Source organism: Arthrobacter sp. 92, from assembly GCF_050260325.1.
Taxonomy (GTDB): domain Bacteria; phylum Actinomycetota; class Actinomycetes; order Actinomycetales; family Micrococcaceae; genus Arthrobacter.
This window is the reverse complement of sequence record NZ_CP189863.1, coordinates 1,195,305-1,209,149: the sequence shown is the minus strand read 5'-3', so window position 1 is coordinate 1,209,149 and position 13,845 is coordinate 1,195,305. Positions and strand designations below refer to the sequence as shown.

Annotated in this window: 10 protein-coding genes; 9 read left to right on the top strand and 1 reads right to left on the bottom strand. The window is 65.3% G+C overall.

The genetic code is table 11. From position 1 onward, the window contains the following. Positions 1–9: 9 nt before the first annotated feature. The gene (locus tag ACP4XC_RS05555) at positions 10–807 is read right to left on the bottom strand and encodes a nitrilase-related carbon-nitrogen hydrolase (protein ID WP_427173862.1); all 798 of its coding nucleotides are present in this window, start codon (positions 805–807) and stop codon (positions 10–12) included. A gap of 207 nt (positions 808–1,014) precedes the next feature. On the opposite strand from ACP4XC_RS05555, the gene ACP4XC_RS05550 reads away from it, so the two are divergent. From ACP4XC_RS05550 to ACP4XC_RS05510, 9 genes are all read left to right on the top strand, one after another. Next, positions 1,015–2,205, top strand: coding sequence for an ROK family transcriptional regulator (locus ACP4XC_RS05550; RefSeq protein WP_427173861.1), 1,191 nt, complete (start codon positions 1,015–1,017; stop codon positions 2,203–2,205). Positions 2,206–2,335: 130 nt separating this feature from the next. Further along, positions 2,336–3,892 carry a multiple monosaccharide ABC transporter ATP-binding protein gene (mmsA, locus tag ACP4XC_RS05545; RefSeq protein ID WP_427173860.1) on the top strand — a complete coding sequence of 519 codons (1,557 nt, stop codon included), beginning with the start codon at positions 2,336–2,338 and terminating at the stop codon, positions 3,890–3,892. 45 nt (positions 3,893–3,937) lie between these two features. Then, positions 3,938–5,209, top strand: a complete 1,272-nt coding sequence (mmsB, locus tag ACP4XC_RS05540; RefSeq protein ID WP_427173859.1) for a multiple monosaccharide ABC transporter permease — start codon at positions 3,938–3,940, stop codon at positions 5,207–5,209. Between the two features lie 51 nt (positions 5,210–5,260). Continuing rightward, on the top strand, positions 5,261–6,358 hold the full coding sequence (locus ACP4XC_RS05535; RefSeq protein ID WP_427175021.1) for a substrate-binding domain-containing protein: 1,098 nt from the start codon (positions 5,261–5,263) through the stop codon (positions 6,356–6,358). Positions 6,359–6,595: 237 nt separating this feature from the next. Continuing rightward, positions 6,596–8,047, top strand: a complete 1,452-nt coding sequence (locus ACP4XC_RS05530; RefSeq protein WP_427173858.1) for an ABC transporter permease — start codon at positions 6,596–6,598, stop codon at positions 8,045–8,047. A gap of 2 nt (positions 8,048–8,049) precedes the next feature. Further along, positions 8,050–8,754: an ABC transporter ATP-binding protein gene (locus ACP4XC_RS05525; RefSeq protein WP_427173857.1), complete on the top strand. Its 705-nt coding sequence runs from the start codon at positions 8,050–8,052 to the stop codon at positions 8,752–8,754. A gap of 177 nt (positions 8,755–8,931) precedes the next feature. After that, positions 8,932–10,002 (top strand): Gfo/Idh/MocA family protein, encoded by a 1,071-nt coding sequence (locus ACP4XC_RS05520; RefSeq protein ID WP_427173856.1) that lies wholly within the window; start codon positions 8,932–8,934, stop codon positions 10,000–10,002. A gap of 1,144 nt (positions 10,003–11,146) precedes the next feature. Beyond that, positions 11,147–12,301: a hypothetical protein gene (locus tag ACP4XC_RS05515; RefSeq protein WP_427173855.1), complete on the top strand. Its 1,155-nt coding sequence runs from the start codon at positions 11,147–11,149 to the stop codon at positions 12,299–12,301. Positions 12,302–12,533: 232 nt separating this feature from the next. Beyond that, positions 12,534–13,826, top strand: coding sequence for a serine/threonine-protein kinase (locus tag ACP4XC_RS05510; protein ID WP_427173854.1), 1,293 nt, complete (start codon positions 12,534–12,536; stop codon positions 13,824–13,826). Positions 13,827–13,845 lie beyond the last annotated feature (19 nt).

The window sequence follows — 13,845 nt, the reverse complement described above, 5'->3', positions numbered from 1 at the left end:
CGCGTCTGTTCAGCTTTCCCAGTCGCGATAGAGGTGGGGACGGCGCTCCCTGAGATACGGGACGGCGTCCCGGGCCTTCAAGGCCTCGCCGGCGCTGACCTCTGCGAACAGCAACTCGGGCCGCGTCCCCGCCGAGGCGAGCAGGGCACCGTCCGGACCGGCGATGACGCTGCCGCCCAGGAACTGGCAGCCGTCCTCAGTGCCGCTGTGGTTGGCGTACACCACGGTCAGCTGGCTTTCCAGGGCCCTGGCGCGGAGCAGGATCTGCGGCACGGAGTCGAACCCCTGCGACAGGGCGGTGGGCACCAGGACCAGCTCGGCGCCGCGGTCCGCGGCGGCGCGCACTGTTTCGGGGAATTCGACGTCGTAGCAGATCACCAGCGCGGTCTTGATTCCATGAAAATCCACGACGTCGGGAGCTGAGTCGGCGGGCTCGAAGACCTCGCGCTCCTCCGCTCCAAACAGGTGCACTTTGGCGTAGTGGAGCAACTCCACGCCCTGGTCATCCACCAGCGTGGCGGTGATCCGCCACCGCCCTTCCGCCGTGATTTCGGGGAGGCTATAGACCAGGGCAATGCCGTTCCGCCGGGCAATACCGGCCAGGATGGCCCTGATCGAGGGGAGCCGGGCAGGATCGAGGCCTGCCCGGACCTTGAGCGGCGCGTAGCCCACCGGGAACAATTCCGGCGTAACCAGTATCCGTGCTCCGGCGGCGGCGGCCTTCCGGGCGGCGTCGTTTATCACCTCGCAGTTCACGTCAACATCCAACACGGCGGAATTCGCCTGCATCAGCGCCAGCAGCATCATTACCACCTTCACCTTTCACGCCCGCCGGAAATGCGGGGACTCTCTTCCACCAGCGTAGCCATGAGGTGCAGACTGTCCCTAGGTGCATTTCCGCCCGGGCTCCGGGCCGGCGGGGCGGATCGTCCGTCACCCCCGGGCCTGACCCGCCGGTGTCCTGTTGCGTTAACTTCTTGACTGCAAGGGCATGGATGGTGCACGCTTCATTGCATGCCCGCAACACCGCGCTCAACGAGGAGCCGAACCAAAAATCCCGGTTCACAGTCCGCACTGAGGCACCTGAACCAGCAACGGATCATCGAATGCCTGCTCAATGGCCCGTCCACCCAAGCCGAACTCGCCCGGCAGACGGGGCTGTCCACCGCCACCGTGTCCAACATCGTCAAGATCATGCAGGACGCCGGACTGGCATCCACGGAGCCCATCACCAGCTCCGGCCGCCGCGCACTGAACGTCCGGCTCAATAGCCAGGGGGCCGTGGCCGTCGGCATCGACTTCGGCCGGCGGCATCTGCGCGTTGTGCTCGCCACCCTCGGATACCACATCATTGCCGAGGAATCGGTGCTGCTCCCCCTGGGGCATCATGCGGACGAAGGCATCGCCGCCGCCGTCGCCCTGCTCTCGAAATTACTGGACGAAAGCGGCGTGGAGCGCAGCGCCATCGTGGGTGCCGGGGTGGGTATTCCCGGCCCCATTGACCGTCGCACGGGAACGGTGGCGCAGGGCGCCATCCTGCCCGAATGGGTGGGCATCAACATACTCCAGCACCTCGAAAATACGCTGAATTTCCCTGTTTTTGTGGACAATGACGCCAACCTGGGCGCGTTGTCGGAAGTGACATGGGGCCCGCACACAGGCATCAGCAACCTGATGTTCCTCAAGATCGGTTCGGGCATCGGCGCGGGCCTGATCCTCAACGGAGCCCCGTACTACGGCAACGTCGGAATCACGGGTGAAATCGGGCACGCCACCATCCACGAACACGGGCTGATCTGCCGCTGCGGCAACAGGGGATGCCTTGAGACCATCGCCTCCACCACCACCATGATCGAGCTCCTGAGCCGCGGCGAGGAAAAGCCCCTCACCCCGGAAGACATCGTCCGCAAGGCCCTGGCCAGGGACTCCGCCACCCTCCGCGTGGTGGATGATGCCGGCTTGGCAGTGGGACGCGCGCTGGGCAACGTGGCCAATCTGATCAATCCCGAAGTCATCGTGGTGGGCGGGCCGCTGGCAGGGCTCGGGGAGCTGCTGCTGGATCCCATCCGGCGGGGCTTGATCCGCCATGCCGTGCCAGTTATTGGCGAGACAACAACGCTGACCATGTCCTCCCTGGGCGACCGGGCGGAAGCCCTCGGGGCCGCCGCCCTGGTCTTTCAGCACGCCGGAATCCGGCGTGCCTAACCTTTTCGTTATCGGGCCGTTGCGTTAAAGACTTGACGACAAGCCCTGTGATCCAGTTTACTTTTTCATCAGACGGCCCTGCGGTTTGCGGGGCGGACAACGAAGTCATGCATTGGAGGCGTAAGGGCAAATGACGTCCCTCAACACGCACAGCGATCCGATACTTCTCGAGATGCGCTCCATCACCAAGGAATTTCCCGGCGTTAAAGCTTTGTCGGACGTGAACCTGCGGGTGAAGGCCGGCGAGATCCACGCGATTTGCGGTGAAAACGGCGCCGGGAAGTCCACGCTGATGAAGGTCCTCTCGGGGGTGTACCCATATGGCACCTATACCGGCGACATCGTTTACCAAAACGAGGTCCAGCAGTTCAAGGACATCCGCGCCAGCGAGCACGCCGGCATCGTGATCATCCACCAGGAGCTCGCCTTGATTCCCGAGCTCTCCATCATGGAGAACATCTTCCTGGGCAACGAACCCACCAAGCGCGGTGTCATCGACTGGGCCGAGGCCCGCACCCGGTCCACCGAGCTGCTGGCCCGGGTGGGTCTCCGCGAGGACCCGGATACCCCCATCAAGGAGATCGGCGTCGGCAAGCAGCAGCTGGTGGAAATCGCCAAGGCGCTGAACAAGTCCGTGAAGCTGCTCATCCTGGACGAGCCCACCGCAGCGTTGAACGAGTCGGATTCCCAGCATCTCTTGGACCTCATGCTCGGCCTCAAGGGCCGCGGCATCACCTCCATCATCATTTCCCACAAGCTCAACGAAATCGAACAGATCGCGGATTCCATCACCATCATCCGCGACGGCAAGTCCATCGAAACGCTGGACGTCAAGGCCGACGGCGTCGACGAGGACCGCATCATCAAGGGCATGGTGGGGCGCACCCTGGAATCCCGTTTCCCGGACCACGAGCCCAAGATCGGCGAGGTGTTCTTCGAGGTCAAAAACTGGAACGTCGGCCATCCGCAGATCCAGGACCGGCTTGTTTGCAAGAACTCCAGCTTCTTCGTCCGCCGCGGCGAGATCGTCGGCTTCGCCGGACTGATGGGCGCCGGGCGCACCGAACTCGCCCGTTCCGTCTTCGGCCGTTCCTACGGCCGCTTCATCTCCGGCCACATCTACAAGGACGGCAAGGAGATCCAGCTCCGCTCCGTCAAACAGGCCATAGACGCGGGCCTGGGCTACGTAACGGAGGACCGCAAGTCGCTCGGGCTGAACCTCCTGGACGACATCAAGGCCACCACGGTCTCCGCGAACCTGAAGAAGATCAGCAGGCACAACGTGGTGGACGCCAACAAGGAATTCACCGTCGCGGAGGAATACCGCAAATCTCTGCGCACCAAGGCGCCGTCCGTGCAGGAGGGCGTGGCCAAGCTCTCCGGCGGCAACCAGCAGAAGGTGGTGCTGGCCAAGTGGATGTTCACCGACCCGGACCTCCTGATCCTGGACGAACCCACCCGCGGGATCGACGTCGGCGCGAAGTACGAGATCTACGGCATCATCCAGCAGCTAGCCAACCAGGGGAAAGGAGTCATTGTCATTTCCTCCGAACTGCCCGAACTCCTGGGTCTCTCCGACCGCATCTACACCATCTTCGAAGGCGCCATCACCGGCGTCCTGAACAAAGACGAAGCCAGCCAGGAAAGCCTCATGAAACTCATGACTTCCGCCCGCAAGACCGCCTGACCCTCTGGAAACCCTCCAGAACCTTCGGACACAAGGACTGACATAATGAACGCGCTCAAGAAGCTCTTTGGCGGCAATACCCGCCAATTCGGCATGATCTTCGCCCTGGTTGCACTGATCGTCTTCTTCCAGATTTTCACAGAGGGCCGCACGCTCACCCCGGGCAACGTCATCAACCTCTTCAACGGAAACTCCTACATCCTGATCCTGGCCATCGGCATGGTCCTGGTCATCATCGCCGGCCACATCGACCTCTCGGTCGGTTCCGTCGCCGCCTTCGTTGGCGTCACAGTGGCACTGGCCATCCGCGACTGGGGCATTCCCTGGTACGCCGGGGTCCTGCTCGGTCTGGCCCTCGGAGCGCTGATCGGCGCCTGGCAAGGGTTCTGGACGGCCTACGTGGGCATACCGGCGTTCATCGTGACCCTGGCCGGCATGCTCCTGTTCCGTGGCTTCAACCAGTACGTGGGCAAGTCCAACACCATTCCGGTGCCCGCGGACTTCCAGTACATCGGCTCCGGCTACCTTCCCGAATTCGGGCCGAACACGGGCTACAACAACTGGACCCTGATCCTGGGCCTCCTGGCCGTGGCGTTCGTGATCTTCAGCGAGATCCGCTCCCGCCGCCGGGCCGTCGCACTCGGCGCCGAGGTCCCCGAAGCATGGGTGGTCATCCTCAAACTGGTCCTGATCTGCGCCGCCATCCTGTACGCCACGTACCTGTTCGCCACCGGCCGTCCCGGCACGTCCTTCCCCATCCCCGGACTCATCCTCGCCGTGCTGGTGATCATCTACGGCTTCATCTCCTCCAAGACCGTGGTGGGCCGTCACGTCTACGCCGTGGGTGGCAACCGCCACGCGGCCGAGCTCTCCGGTGTCCAGTCCAAGAAGATCAACTTCCTGGTCATGATGAACATGTCCATCCTGGCCGGCCTGGCCGGCATGATCTTCGTGGGCCGCTCCACCGCTTCCGGTCCGTTCGACGGCGTCGGCTGGGAACTGGACGCCATCGCGGCAGTCTTCATCGGCGGCGCGGCAGTCACCGGCGGCGTCGGCACCGTGATCGGCTCGATCGTCGGTGGCCTCGTGATGGCCGTCCTGAACAACGGCCTGCAGCTGCTCGGCGTCGGCGCCGACCTCACCCAGATCATCAAGGGCCTGGTGCTCCTGATTGCGGTCGCCTTCGACGTCTACAACAAGACCCAGGGCAAGAAATCCATCATCGGCATGATGATGAAGAACTTCGGCCGCGGCAGCACCGAGCTCCAGCCGGATGAGACGACGGCCACCAAGGACGTCATCCGCAAGGAAGCCTGAACGGCTTTCCCCATTACTTCCTCAATCCATCAACAGAAAGTGAACCAAGCAATGCAAATGATTGGTAAAGCAGGAAAGGCAGCAGCGATCGCTGCTATTGCGGCACTGGCGCTGACAGCCTGCGGCCGCGCGGACACCGGATCTACGGGCTCGAGCTCAGGCGGCGAGGCGTTCCCCAAGGGCTCCTCGATCGGCGTCGCGCTCCCCCAGAAGACCAGTGAGAACTGGGTCCTGGCGGAGAAGCTGTTCAACGACGGCCTCACCAGCGCCGGTTTCAAACCTGACGTGCAGTTCGCCAACGGCGGCGTTTCGGAACAGCAGAACCAGATCAGCGCCATGGTCACCAAGGGTGACAAGGTCATCATCGTGGGCGCCATCGACGGCGCCCAGCTGGGCACCCAGCTGAAGCAGGCCAAGGATGCCGGCGCGACCATCATCGCGTACGACCGTCTCCTGCTGAACACCGAGAACGTGGACTACTACGTGGCCTACGACAACTTCAAGGTCGGTGTCCTCCAGGGGCAGGCCCTGCTGGACGGAATGAAGGCCAAGAAGGCCTCCGGCCCGTACAACATCGAGCTGTTCGCCGGTTCCCCCGATGACGCCAACGCGAAGGTCTTCTTCGACGGGGCCATGAGCATCCTCAAGCCGAAGATCGACGACGGCACGCTCAAGGTCCTTTCCGGCCAGACGACCTTCGAACAGGCCGTGACCCAGGGCTGGAAGGCAGAGAACGCCCAGCGTCGTGCCGACACCCTGCTCAGCGGTACCTACGGCTCGGCATCCCTCGACGGGGTGCTGTCCCCGAACGACACCCTGGCACGCGCAGTCCTGACCTCGGTCAAGGCCGCCGGCAAGCCGCTTCCGATCATCACCGGACAGGACTCCGAGGTTGAGTCCGTGAAGTCCATCATGGCCGGCGAGCAGTACTCCACCATCAACAAGGACACCCGCAAGCTCGTTGAGCACGCGATTGTTATGGTTCAGGACATCCAGGCCGGCAAGAAGCCTGAGATCAACGACGACAAGTCCTACAACAACAAGGTCAAGACCGTTCCGGCGTACCTGCTGCAGCCGGTCATCGTGACCAAGGACAACGTCAAGACGGCCTACAAGGACGATCCGGTACTCGGACCGATCACCAAGTAGCGTTTCGGCGGCTGTCCGGTAGCTCAACGCCTCATAAGACCCGGGCAGTTCGAAGGCCCCGGCTCACCCGAAAGGGTGGCCCGGGGCCTTTTCCGTGCCGGAGCGTTTTCCGCCGGAGGGTTCCGCTGGGGTCTTCACAGTCCATTCATAGCTTCGGCCCGTTACCTGCACAGCCACCCGCACCACAGTTGGTTCAACAGCCGGCCATTCCGTCCGGTCAGAGATCCTAGGAGTACAGTGAGCGTCCTCGCCCGAAGTGTAGGCAATGCCTTCAGAAACAAGGTCCGGACCGGGGCCGTGGTTGCGGTGCTGGCCGTGGCCATCGGCCTGGCCCTTTCCATGCTGGTGGCCAATCAGGCGGTTGCCGCCAAGGTCACCGAGCTTAATGCCTCGGTTGGGACTGTCCTGACAGTCAACCCGGCCGGAGGCCAGGGCTTCGAAGGCGGCGGCGAGCCGCTCACCGCCGCGCAGGCCGCCACGGCGGCCGCGGTCCCGAACGTGACCGCGGTCGTCGGGACCAAAGCGCTGCGCCTCCGCAATGCCACCGAAGCGGCAGCTCAGGCCGCTGCCGGCCAGTCCGGAGCGCAGGGCCCCGGCGGCCCGGCCGCTCCCGGCGGGCAGACCACCACCACGCTGACCACCAGCCTCAGCGCCGCCGTGGATGCCGGAACACTGGGCAACCGCAACCAGGCCAGCAGTGGGACCACCGGCTCCACCGGAACGGCAACCACGCAGCCGGCACGGTCGCTTCCCATCACCGCCACCGGGATAGGGGCCGAGGTCGACAGCACCGGCAAGGCGCTTGAGCTCACGGATGGCACGGGCCTGGGCGACTATGCCGCAGCCTCCACCAAAGCACTCCTTGGTAAGACGCTGGCGGAGAAGAACAACCTCAAAGTGGGCTCCACTTTCACCATCAAGGACCAGACCTACACCGTGGCCGGGCTGTTCGATGCCGGCACCGCCTTCGGCAACAACGCCCTGTACGTCACCCTTCCCACAGCCCAGACCCTGGCCGAACTTCCCGGCGAGCTGTCCACCATGATCGTGACGGTCAACAGCATGGAAAACGTGGACGCTGCCAAGACAGCCCTGCAAAGCGCCCTCGGTAGCGACAAGGCCGACGTCACCCAGGGGCAACGGAACCTTCAAACCGCCGTCAGCTCACTGGACAGCGTCAAGAACATCTCGTTCATCGCCTTCGTTGCGGCACTCGGAACTGCGGGGCTCATCATCCTCCTGATCATGGTGATGCTGGTCCGCGAGCGCCGTCGTGAAATCGGCGTGCTCAAGGCGATCGGCGCCCCCAACCGCACCATCGGACTCCAGTTCGTCCTGGAGGCGCTGGTCCTTGTGGCCCTCGGCAGCGTGGTGGGTGCCGCCGTCGCGTCCTTCGCCAGCGGCGGAATCGCCTCCGCACTGATCAGCTCCAACACCGCCACCGCTGCGGCCGGCACCCCCGGAGGCCAGCGCGGTGTTCCCGGCGGAGCCGGAGGCTTCCCCGGAGGCGGCGTCGGCAGCCCCTTCGGCGGGGCGAACCAACTACTGAGCTCCGTGACCGCGAGCGCCTCCCCCGGCGTGATCGCCGCAGGGATCGCCGCAGTGTTCGGCGTGGCCATCATCGGGGCACTGGTCCCGGCCCTGCTGACCGCCCGCATCCGTCCCATCGAAGTCCTCCGAGGAGAATAGCCATGATCGAAGTCAAGAACCTCGTCCGCACGTTCAAGTCCGGCGACCGCACCATCAAACCCGTCAACGATGTCAGCTTCGAGCTTGAGCAGGGCACCCTCGCGTCCATCGTGGGCAAGAGTGGCAGCGGCAAGAGCACGCTTCTCTCCCTGCTCGGTGCCCTGGACAAGCCCACGAGCGGAGACGTCGTCGTCAACGGCGTCAGCCTGGCGAGCATGCCGGACGGCAAGCTGACAGAGTACCGGCGCCGCGACATTGGTTTTGTGTTCCAGCAGTTCAACCTGATCCCCAACCTGTCCGCACTGGACAATGTGATGCTGCCGATGGAGTTTGCCGGGGTGCGGAAAGCGGCACGGGTGGCGCGGGCCAAAGAGCTACTGGAGCAGGTCCAGCTCGATCCGGAGAAGCATGTGCGCCGCATCAACCGCCTCTCCGGCGGCGAGCAGCAGCGTGTGGCGATCGCCCGGGCGCTGGCCAACGAGCCCAAGCTGATCCTCGCCGACGAGCCCACAGGGAACCTGGATGAACAGACCGGCGAACACATCATCGAGCTGCTGAGCTCGCTGAGCCGCGACCACAACACCACCATCCTCGTGGTCACCCACGACCGCTCGCTGGCCAACAAGACCGACCGCCGGTTCCGCCTTCAACAGGGACGGCTGACGGAGGAAGCCGCACGGCCCCGCGTGGCGGCCGCTGCCGTGTAGTTGCACGTTGGCGGAGTCGCCCGCATAAGTTGGCCCCCTGCCGGAGGAGGGTCTCCCGGACCTCCTCCGGCTCTCGCCGCTCCCCGTCCGAGGTCCTGCTCCCGGGTCCGGGGGCCTGCTGCCCCGCTCCGGCGCGAAATCCCCGCACCCGGCCCTTGCCAGTGAGAGTATTGCGTCATGAGTGCCCCCATCGCGAAGCCGTGGCTGTTCAGCCAGCCGGACCAGGATCCCCGCTCCTCCACCGGGACCACACTGAAGTGGGGTGTGGTGGCCACGGGCGCCATCGCCAAGTCCGTGACCCGGGACCTTGCTCTTCTTCCGGACGCGGAACTCTACGCAGTCAGTTCGCGCACCCAGGCGTCCGCCGATACTTTCGCCGCAGAAGTCGGTTTCGCCAAGGCCTACGGTGACAACGCGGAAGGCCCGGGTTACCGCCGGCTGCTGGCCGACGACGCCGTGGACGTTGTGTACGTGGCCACACCGCACGCCCACCATCACGAAGTGGCCCTGGCAGCCCTCAATGCCGGAAAGCACGTGCTGTGCGAAAAATCCTTTACCGTGAACGCCCGGGAAGCGGCGGAGCTCATTACCCTGGCACGCACCAAGAAGCTCTTCCTCATGGAAGCAATGTGGAGCCGGTTCCTTCCCAGCATGCAGCGGGCGTTCGACATTGCCGCATCCGGGGAACTCGGCACCGTGGAGTGGGTCAGCGCGGACCTGGGCTTCCCCGCCGTCTACTCCCCCACTGCGCGGCTGTGGGCTCCCAAGGACGGCGGGGGCGCCCTTCTTGACCTGGCCGTCTATCCGTTGCTTTGGCCGCTGGGAACCTTGGGATTCCCGCAAACAGTCAGTGCCACCGGCTCCGTGAACGACGACGGCGTGGACGCCCAGAACGCGCTGACGCTCGGCTACCACCACGGTGCGCAGGCCCAGCTCACCTCCTCGCTGCTGGCTTACGGCCCGCGATCCGCCACCGTGGCCGGAAGCCTCGGATATCTGCAGACTGTGGGCTCGGTCAACAATCCGAAGACCATCACGGTGCGGGTGGGTCTGGGCGAAGCCCGGACCGAGCACTTCGACGTGGTGGGCCACGGGTACTCGTATGAACTCCGCGAGGTGACCCGTTGCATTCAACAGGGCATCACCGAGAGTCCTGTCATGCCCCTTGAGGACTCGCTGAATATCATGCGGCTCTTCGACGGCGTCCGCGCGCAGCTTGGCGTGAGCTACCCGAACGATGCCCGCTGACGTCCGCGGGCGAATAATCAATTCGTCGGATTTTTTCCTCGAACCTCTGGACGCCGTCGTCTGAACGTGCCTAGGCTGAACCCAATCGTCGATTTTTCGGGGAGCGGGGGTGTTGAAGATGGTCGCATCAGATTTGGTCTCATCAAACTCGCCCAAACGTGCCCTGCGCCCTGCTCGCTCCCTCCTTATTGCCGGTGCCGCCGCCATCGCCTGGCTCGCTTTATCAGCTCCGGGCGCCAGCGCGGACGCCGGATTGGACCCTGATTCCCTGTTCGGCGGGGCCGGTTCAACAGTTTCCGCACCTACTACTCTGGCTCGAAGCGCTGCGGCCGGCGTACCCGTCAGTCCTCCGCCGGCGGTGCCAGCTGACGGCCTCCTTCATTCTCCCGCCGCCAACGCAGCCAGCATCGATCAGCTGCTCAGCTCAGTACCCGTTGTGGACCAGATGGTGCCGGCGGAGACTGCCGCCACGGTCACCGCTCCCATAGTCGATGTTGCGGACTCGGTCGTTGGTGATGCCGCCGGAGCTGCAATACCCGCCGTCGCCGGCGCGCTTCCGGTGCTCAGTGATGCACTTCCGGCGTTGGAGCCCATTGTTGGGCCGGTCACGGATATCGTCACCGAATCCGCCACCCCAGAGCTTCCTCCCTTGGGGGTGGGGCAACTTCCGGCGCCGGAACTTCCCGCAACCGCTGCCCCCGCCGTTCTTAAAAGTGCCCCGTCAGACGACGTCGCGACTCCGGAGTCCGGTAGTTCGCCGGCCTCCGACGAAACGCTGGAGGGCCCGCCCGCATCTGCACCAAGCGGACCTGTTAGCTTTCTGAGCTCGTGGAGCCCCGGGTCGCCCGGCAACGGTGGTCGGGCGCCCGAACCCTCCTTGCCGGCCACGGTGCCGGGTTCAGTCGCCGGCAGCGGCCAGTCTTCCGGTACTGCCGGGGGCCCGGCTGCCTGGCTTTCAGAGGTCCGTCCTGCCATCCCGCCGCTGGGCGCATTCCCTGTTGGCGGCCCTCTCCAGAATGTCCCCTCACCGGTGTCCTTGGACCCCGGCTCCTCCCCTGACTAGTTGCGGCTTTCGGCGCCTTCGCGCCACACAGGCCAATCGGGCCGCCCTGCGCGCCCACCATCAACTTTTCAGGAGAAAACCATGCATGCACATATCCGCAAGGGGCTGCTCAGCACCCTTTTTGCCGGAGGCTTGTTAGCCCTCGGCGCCACCGCCGCCAACGCGGCGGAAACAACAAGCGGTACAGACGGGCTCGTGTCCGGAACCACCGCCACGGTCTCAGCGGCAGTCACCGCAAACTCGTCGCTGGGCCTACTGGGTGGCTCAGCGCCGGACACCACCACCAACGACCTAAGCGCCGCTGTCTCCCTCGGAACCGGCACTGCCGGAACCAGCACAACCGACACCACCACGGCGAACGTCACCGCCAACGTCAACCTCGGCACCGGCGGAACCGACACCACCACGGCGAACGTCACCGCCAACGTCAACCTCGGCACCGGCGGAACCACCGCTTCAGCAACGGACCCGGCCACAACGGCGGACGCCACCGCCAACGTCAGCCTGGGCAGCGGCGGAAGCACCGTGTCAGGAACGGACCCGGCCACAACGGCGGGCCTCGCCGCCGACGTCAACCTCGGCACCGGCGGAACCGGAACCGGCGCAACCGACCCGGCCACAACGACGGCCCTCACCGCCAACGTCAACCTCGGCACCGGCGGAACCGGAACCGGAACTGGCGCAACCGACCCGGCCACAACGGCGGGCCTCGCCGCCAACGTCAACCTGGGCAGCGGCGGAAGCACCGCCTCGGGAACGGACCCGGCCACAACGGCGCGTCTCTCCGCCGCCGGAACCCTCGGGACTGGATCCGCCGAAACTGCCCCGGCCACAACGGCGGGCCTCGCCGCCAACGTCGACCCCGGCACTGGTGGATCAGCTGCTGTCGGACCCGGCACGGTGGTCGATCTTGGTGTCGATTCGGGTACCGGTGGTTCTGCGGCAGCAGGTGGAACCGTCCCCGGCGACACAGGCGTGGTAGCCGAGGGTGTCGGCACCACCGCCCCGGGCGGAGCAGCTGCGGGCAGCGGGGCGGCTCCGGCAGCCGCTGTTCCGTCAGGAATAGGAGCAAATCCGGCAACAGCAGCAGGAACTATCCGAACCGAAGGTGCTGTAAGCAGTGGTGAGGGGCTCGCCAGGACGGGTGCCGACGTCGGCCTCCTCCCCGCAGCGCTGCTCCTGCTGACCGTTGGCATGATCCTGGTCCGGCGCGTGTCGCGCAGGAAGAAGGCTTGAGCAGGCCGGTCGCGGGAGCGGCTGACGGCTCATCCGGCAGCCGCACACACTCATAGAATGGGGGATCGGCCAGCCGGCCCCGGGCGCCTCTCGTGGCGCCCGGGACCGGACGTCCGTCCGCTCCCTAACGGGTGCAGTCAAGGTTGCGCCTCTTCCTTGGTCTGATCCAGATACCCGTCCCCGTATTATTCTTGGAGGGCGCTCCGAGGGAACGCGGGAAAGGGACGGGAACATGGTGGACGGTTCGCCCAGTGAAGTGACGGCTGAGCTCCTTGGGGGCCGCTACCGGCTCGGGGAAGTCATTGGCCGCGGCGGGATGTCGTCGGTCTACTCGGCCCGGGACGAAAAGCTCGGCCGCGAGGTGGCGCTCAAGCTGTTCGCGCCTCAGACCCCTGACGCCGACGAGTTGAAGCGCCAGGAAGCGGAAATCGAATTGCTGGCCACGCTGAACCATCCCAGCCTGGTGACGCTCCTTGATGCGGGAATTGACACCCGGATTCCCGACGAGCCCCGCCCGTTCCTCACCATGGAACTTGTCGCGGGCCAGGATCTCCGCAGCCGGATCCGGCACAGCCCGGTGCCCCTGGATGAGCTCGCGGTCATCGGTGCCGGTGTGGCCGACGCTTTGGCCTATGTCCACGGCCTCGGCATCATCCACCGGGATATCAAGCCCGCCAATATCCTCCTGGTTCAGGTGCGCCCGGGCGAACCCCTCCGGCCCAAACTGACGGACTTCGGCATCGCCCGGATTGTGGACGGCACGCGCCTGACCACAACGGGCACTATGGTGGGAACCGCCGCGTACCTCAGCCCCGAGCAGGCCCGCGGCGCAGACATGGGTCCCGCCAGCGACATCTATTCCCTCGGGCTGGTGTTGCTTGAATGCATCAAGGGTTCGGTGGAGTATCCGGGTAGCGCAGTGGAGTCGGCGGTCGCCCGCCTCCACCGGGCACCGCTGGTCCCGAACACCGTTCCCACCGAGTGGGTGGAGCTGATCCGCTCCATGACTGCCCTCGATCCGATGGACCGTCCAACAGCGTCAGAACTGGAAAACGCGCTGAGGCACGCCTTGGTGTCGCCAGAATCCATCCCCGCCCGTATTTCCGGAGAACCCACCCGGGTTCTGCCGTCCCTGCCTCCACAGCCTCCACAGCCCCCGCACGCGCCCCTGAGTTTCGCCCCGGGCGCGCTGACCGTGGCGGATGGCACGCAGACCATGACTCTGGGTATCGTTCGCGAGGCGGAGCCGGGCGGTGCGCCGCGGAGCGTCCCCGCGGCGCCGGTCCGTCCCCGCCTCAGGCGGCGCCTCGGCGGGCTCGGCCAGCGTGGCGTCGGGCAGCTCGGCGGGCTCGGCAAGCGTGGCAAAATCGCAGGCGGTCTGGCGCTGCTCGTCGTGATCGCGGCGGCCGGGATGATCCTGCTTTCAATCAACACACCGAAAACACCCGACGTCGTCCAGTATCCTGCCGTTACCGGCACGGTAGGCGAGCACCTTGAACAACTGCAGAAGAGCGTGAATCCGTGAACCCGGCAAAGATGGGCGG

What these genes read in the sequence shown, in the direction of transcription:
- ACP4XC_RS05555 (WP_427173862.1), bottom strand. Translation starts at nt 807, where the DNA reads ATGATGCTGCTGGCGCTGATGCAGGCGAATTCCGCCGTGTTGGATGTT.
- ACP4XC_RS05550 (WP_427173861.1), top strand. Translation starts at nt 1,015, where the DNA reads ATGCCCGCAACACCGCGCTCAACGAGGAGCCGAACCAAAAATCCCGGT.
- mmsA (WP_427173860.1), top strand. Translation starts at nt 2,336, where the DNA reads ATGACGTCCCTCAACACGCACAGCGATCCGATACTTCTCGAGATGCGC.
- mmsB (WP_427173859.1), top strand. Translation starts at nt 3,938, where the DNA reads ATGAACGCGCTCAAGAAGCTCTTTGGCGGCAATACCCGCCAATTCGGC.
- ACP4XC_RS05535 (WP_427175021.1), top strand. Translation starts at nt 5,261, where the DNA reads ATGCAAATGATTGGTAAAGCAGGAAAGGCAGCAGCGATCGCTGCTATT.
- ACP4XC_RS05525 (WP_427173857.1), top strand. Translation starts at nt 8,050, where the DNA reads ATGATCGAAGTCAAGAACCTCGTCCGCACGTTCAAGTCCGGCGACCGC.
- ACP4XC_RS05520 (WP_427173856.1), top strand. Translation starts at nt 8,932, where the DNA reads ATGAGTGCCCCCATCGCGAAGCCGTGGCTGTTCAGCCAGCCGGACCAG.
- ACP4XC_RS05515 (WP_427173855.1), top strand. Translation starts at nt 11,147, where the DNA reads ATGCATGCACATATCCGCAAGGGGCTGCTCAGCACCCTTTTTGCCGGA.
- ACP4XC_RS05510 (WP_427173854.1), top strand. Translation starts at nt 12,534, where the DNA reads ATGGTGGACGGTTCGCCCAGTGAAGTGACGGCTGAGCTCCTTGGGGGC.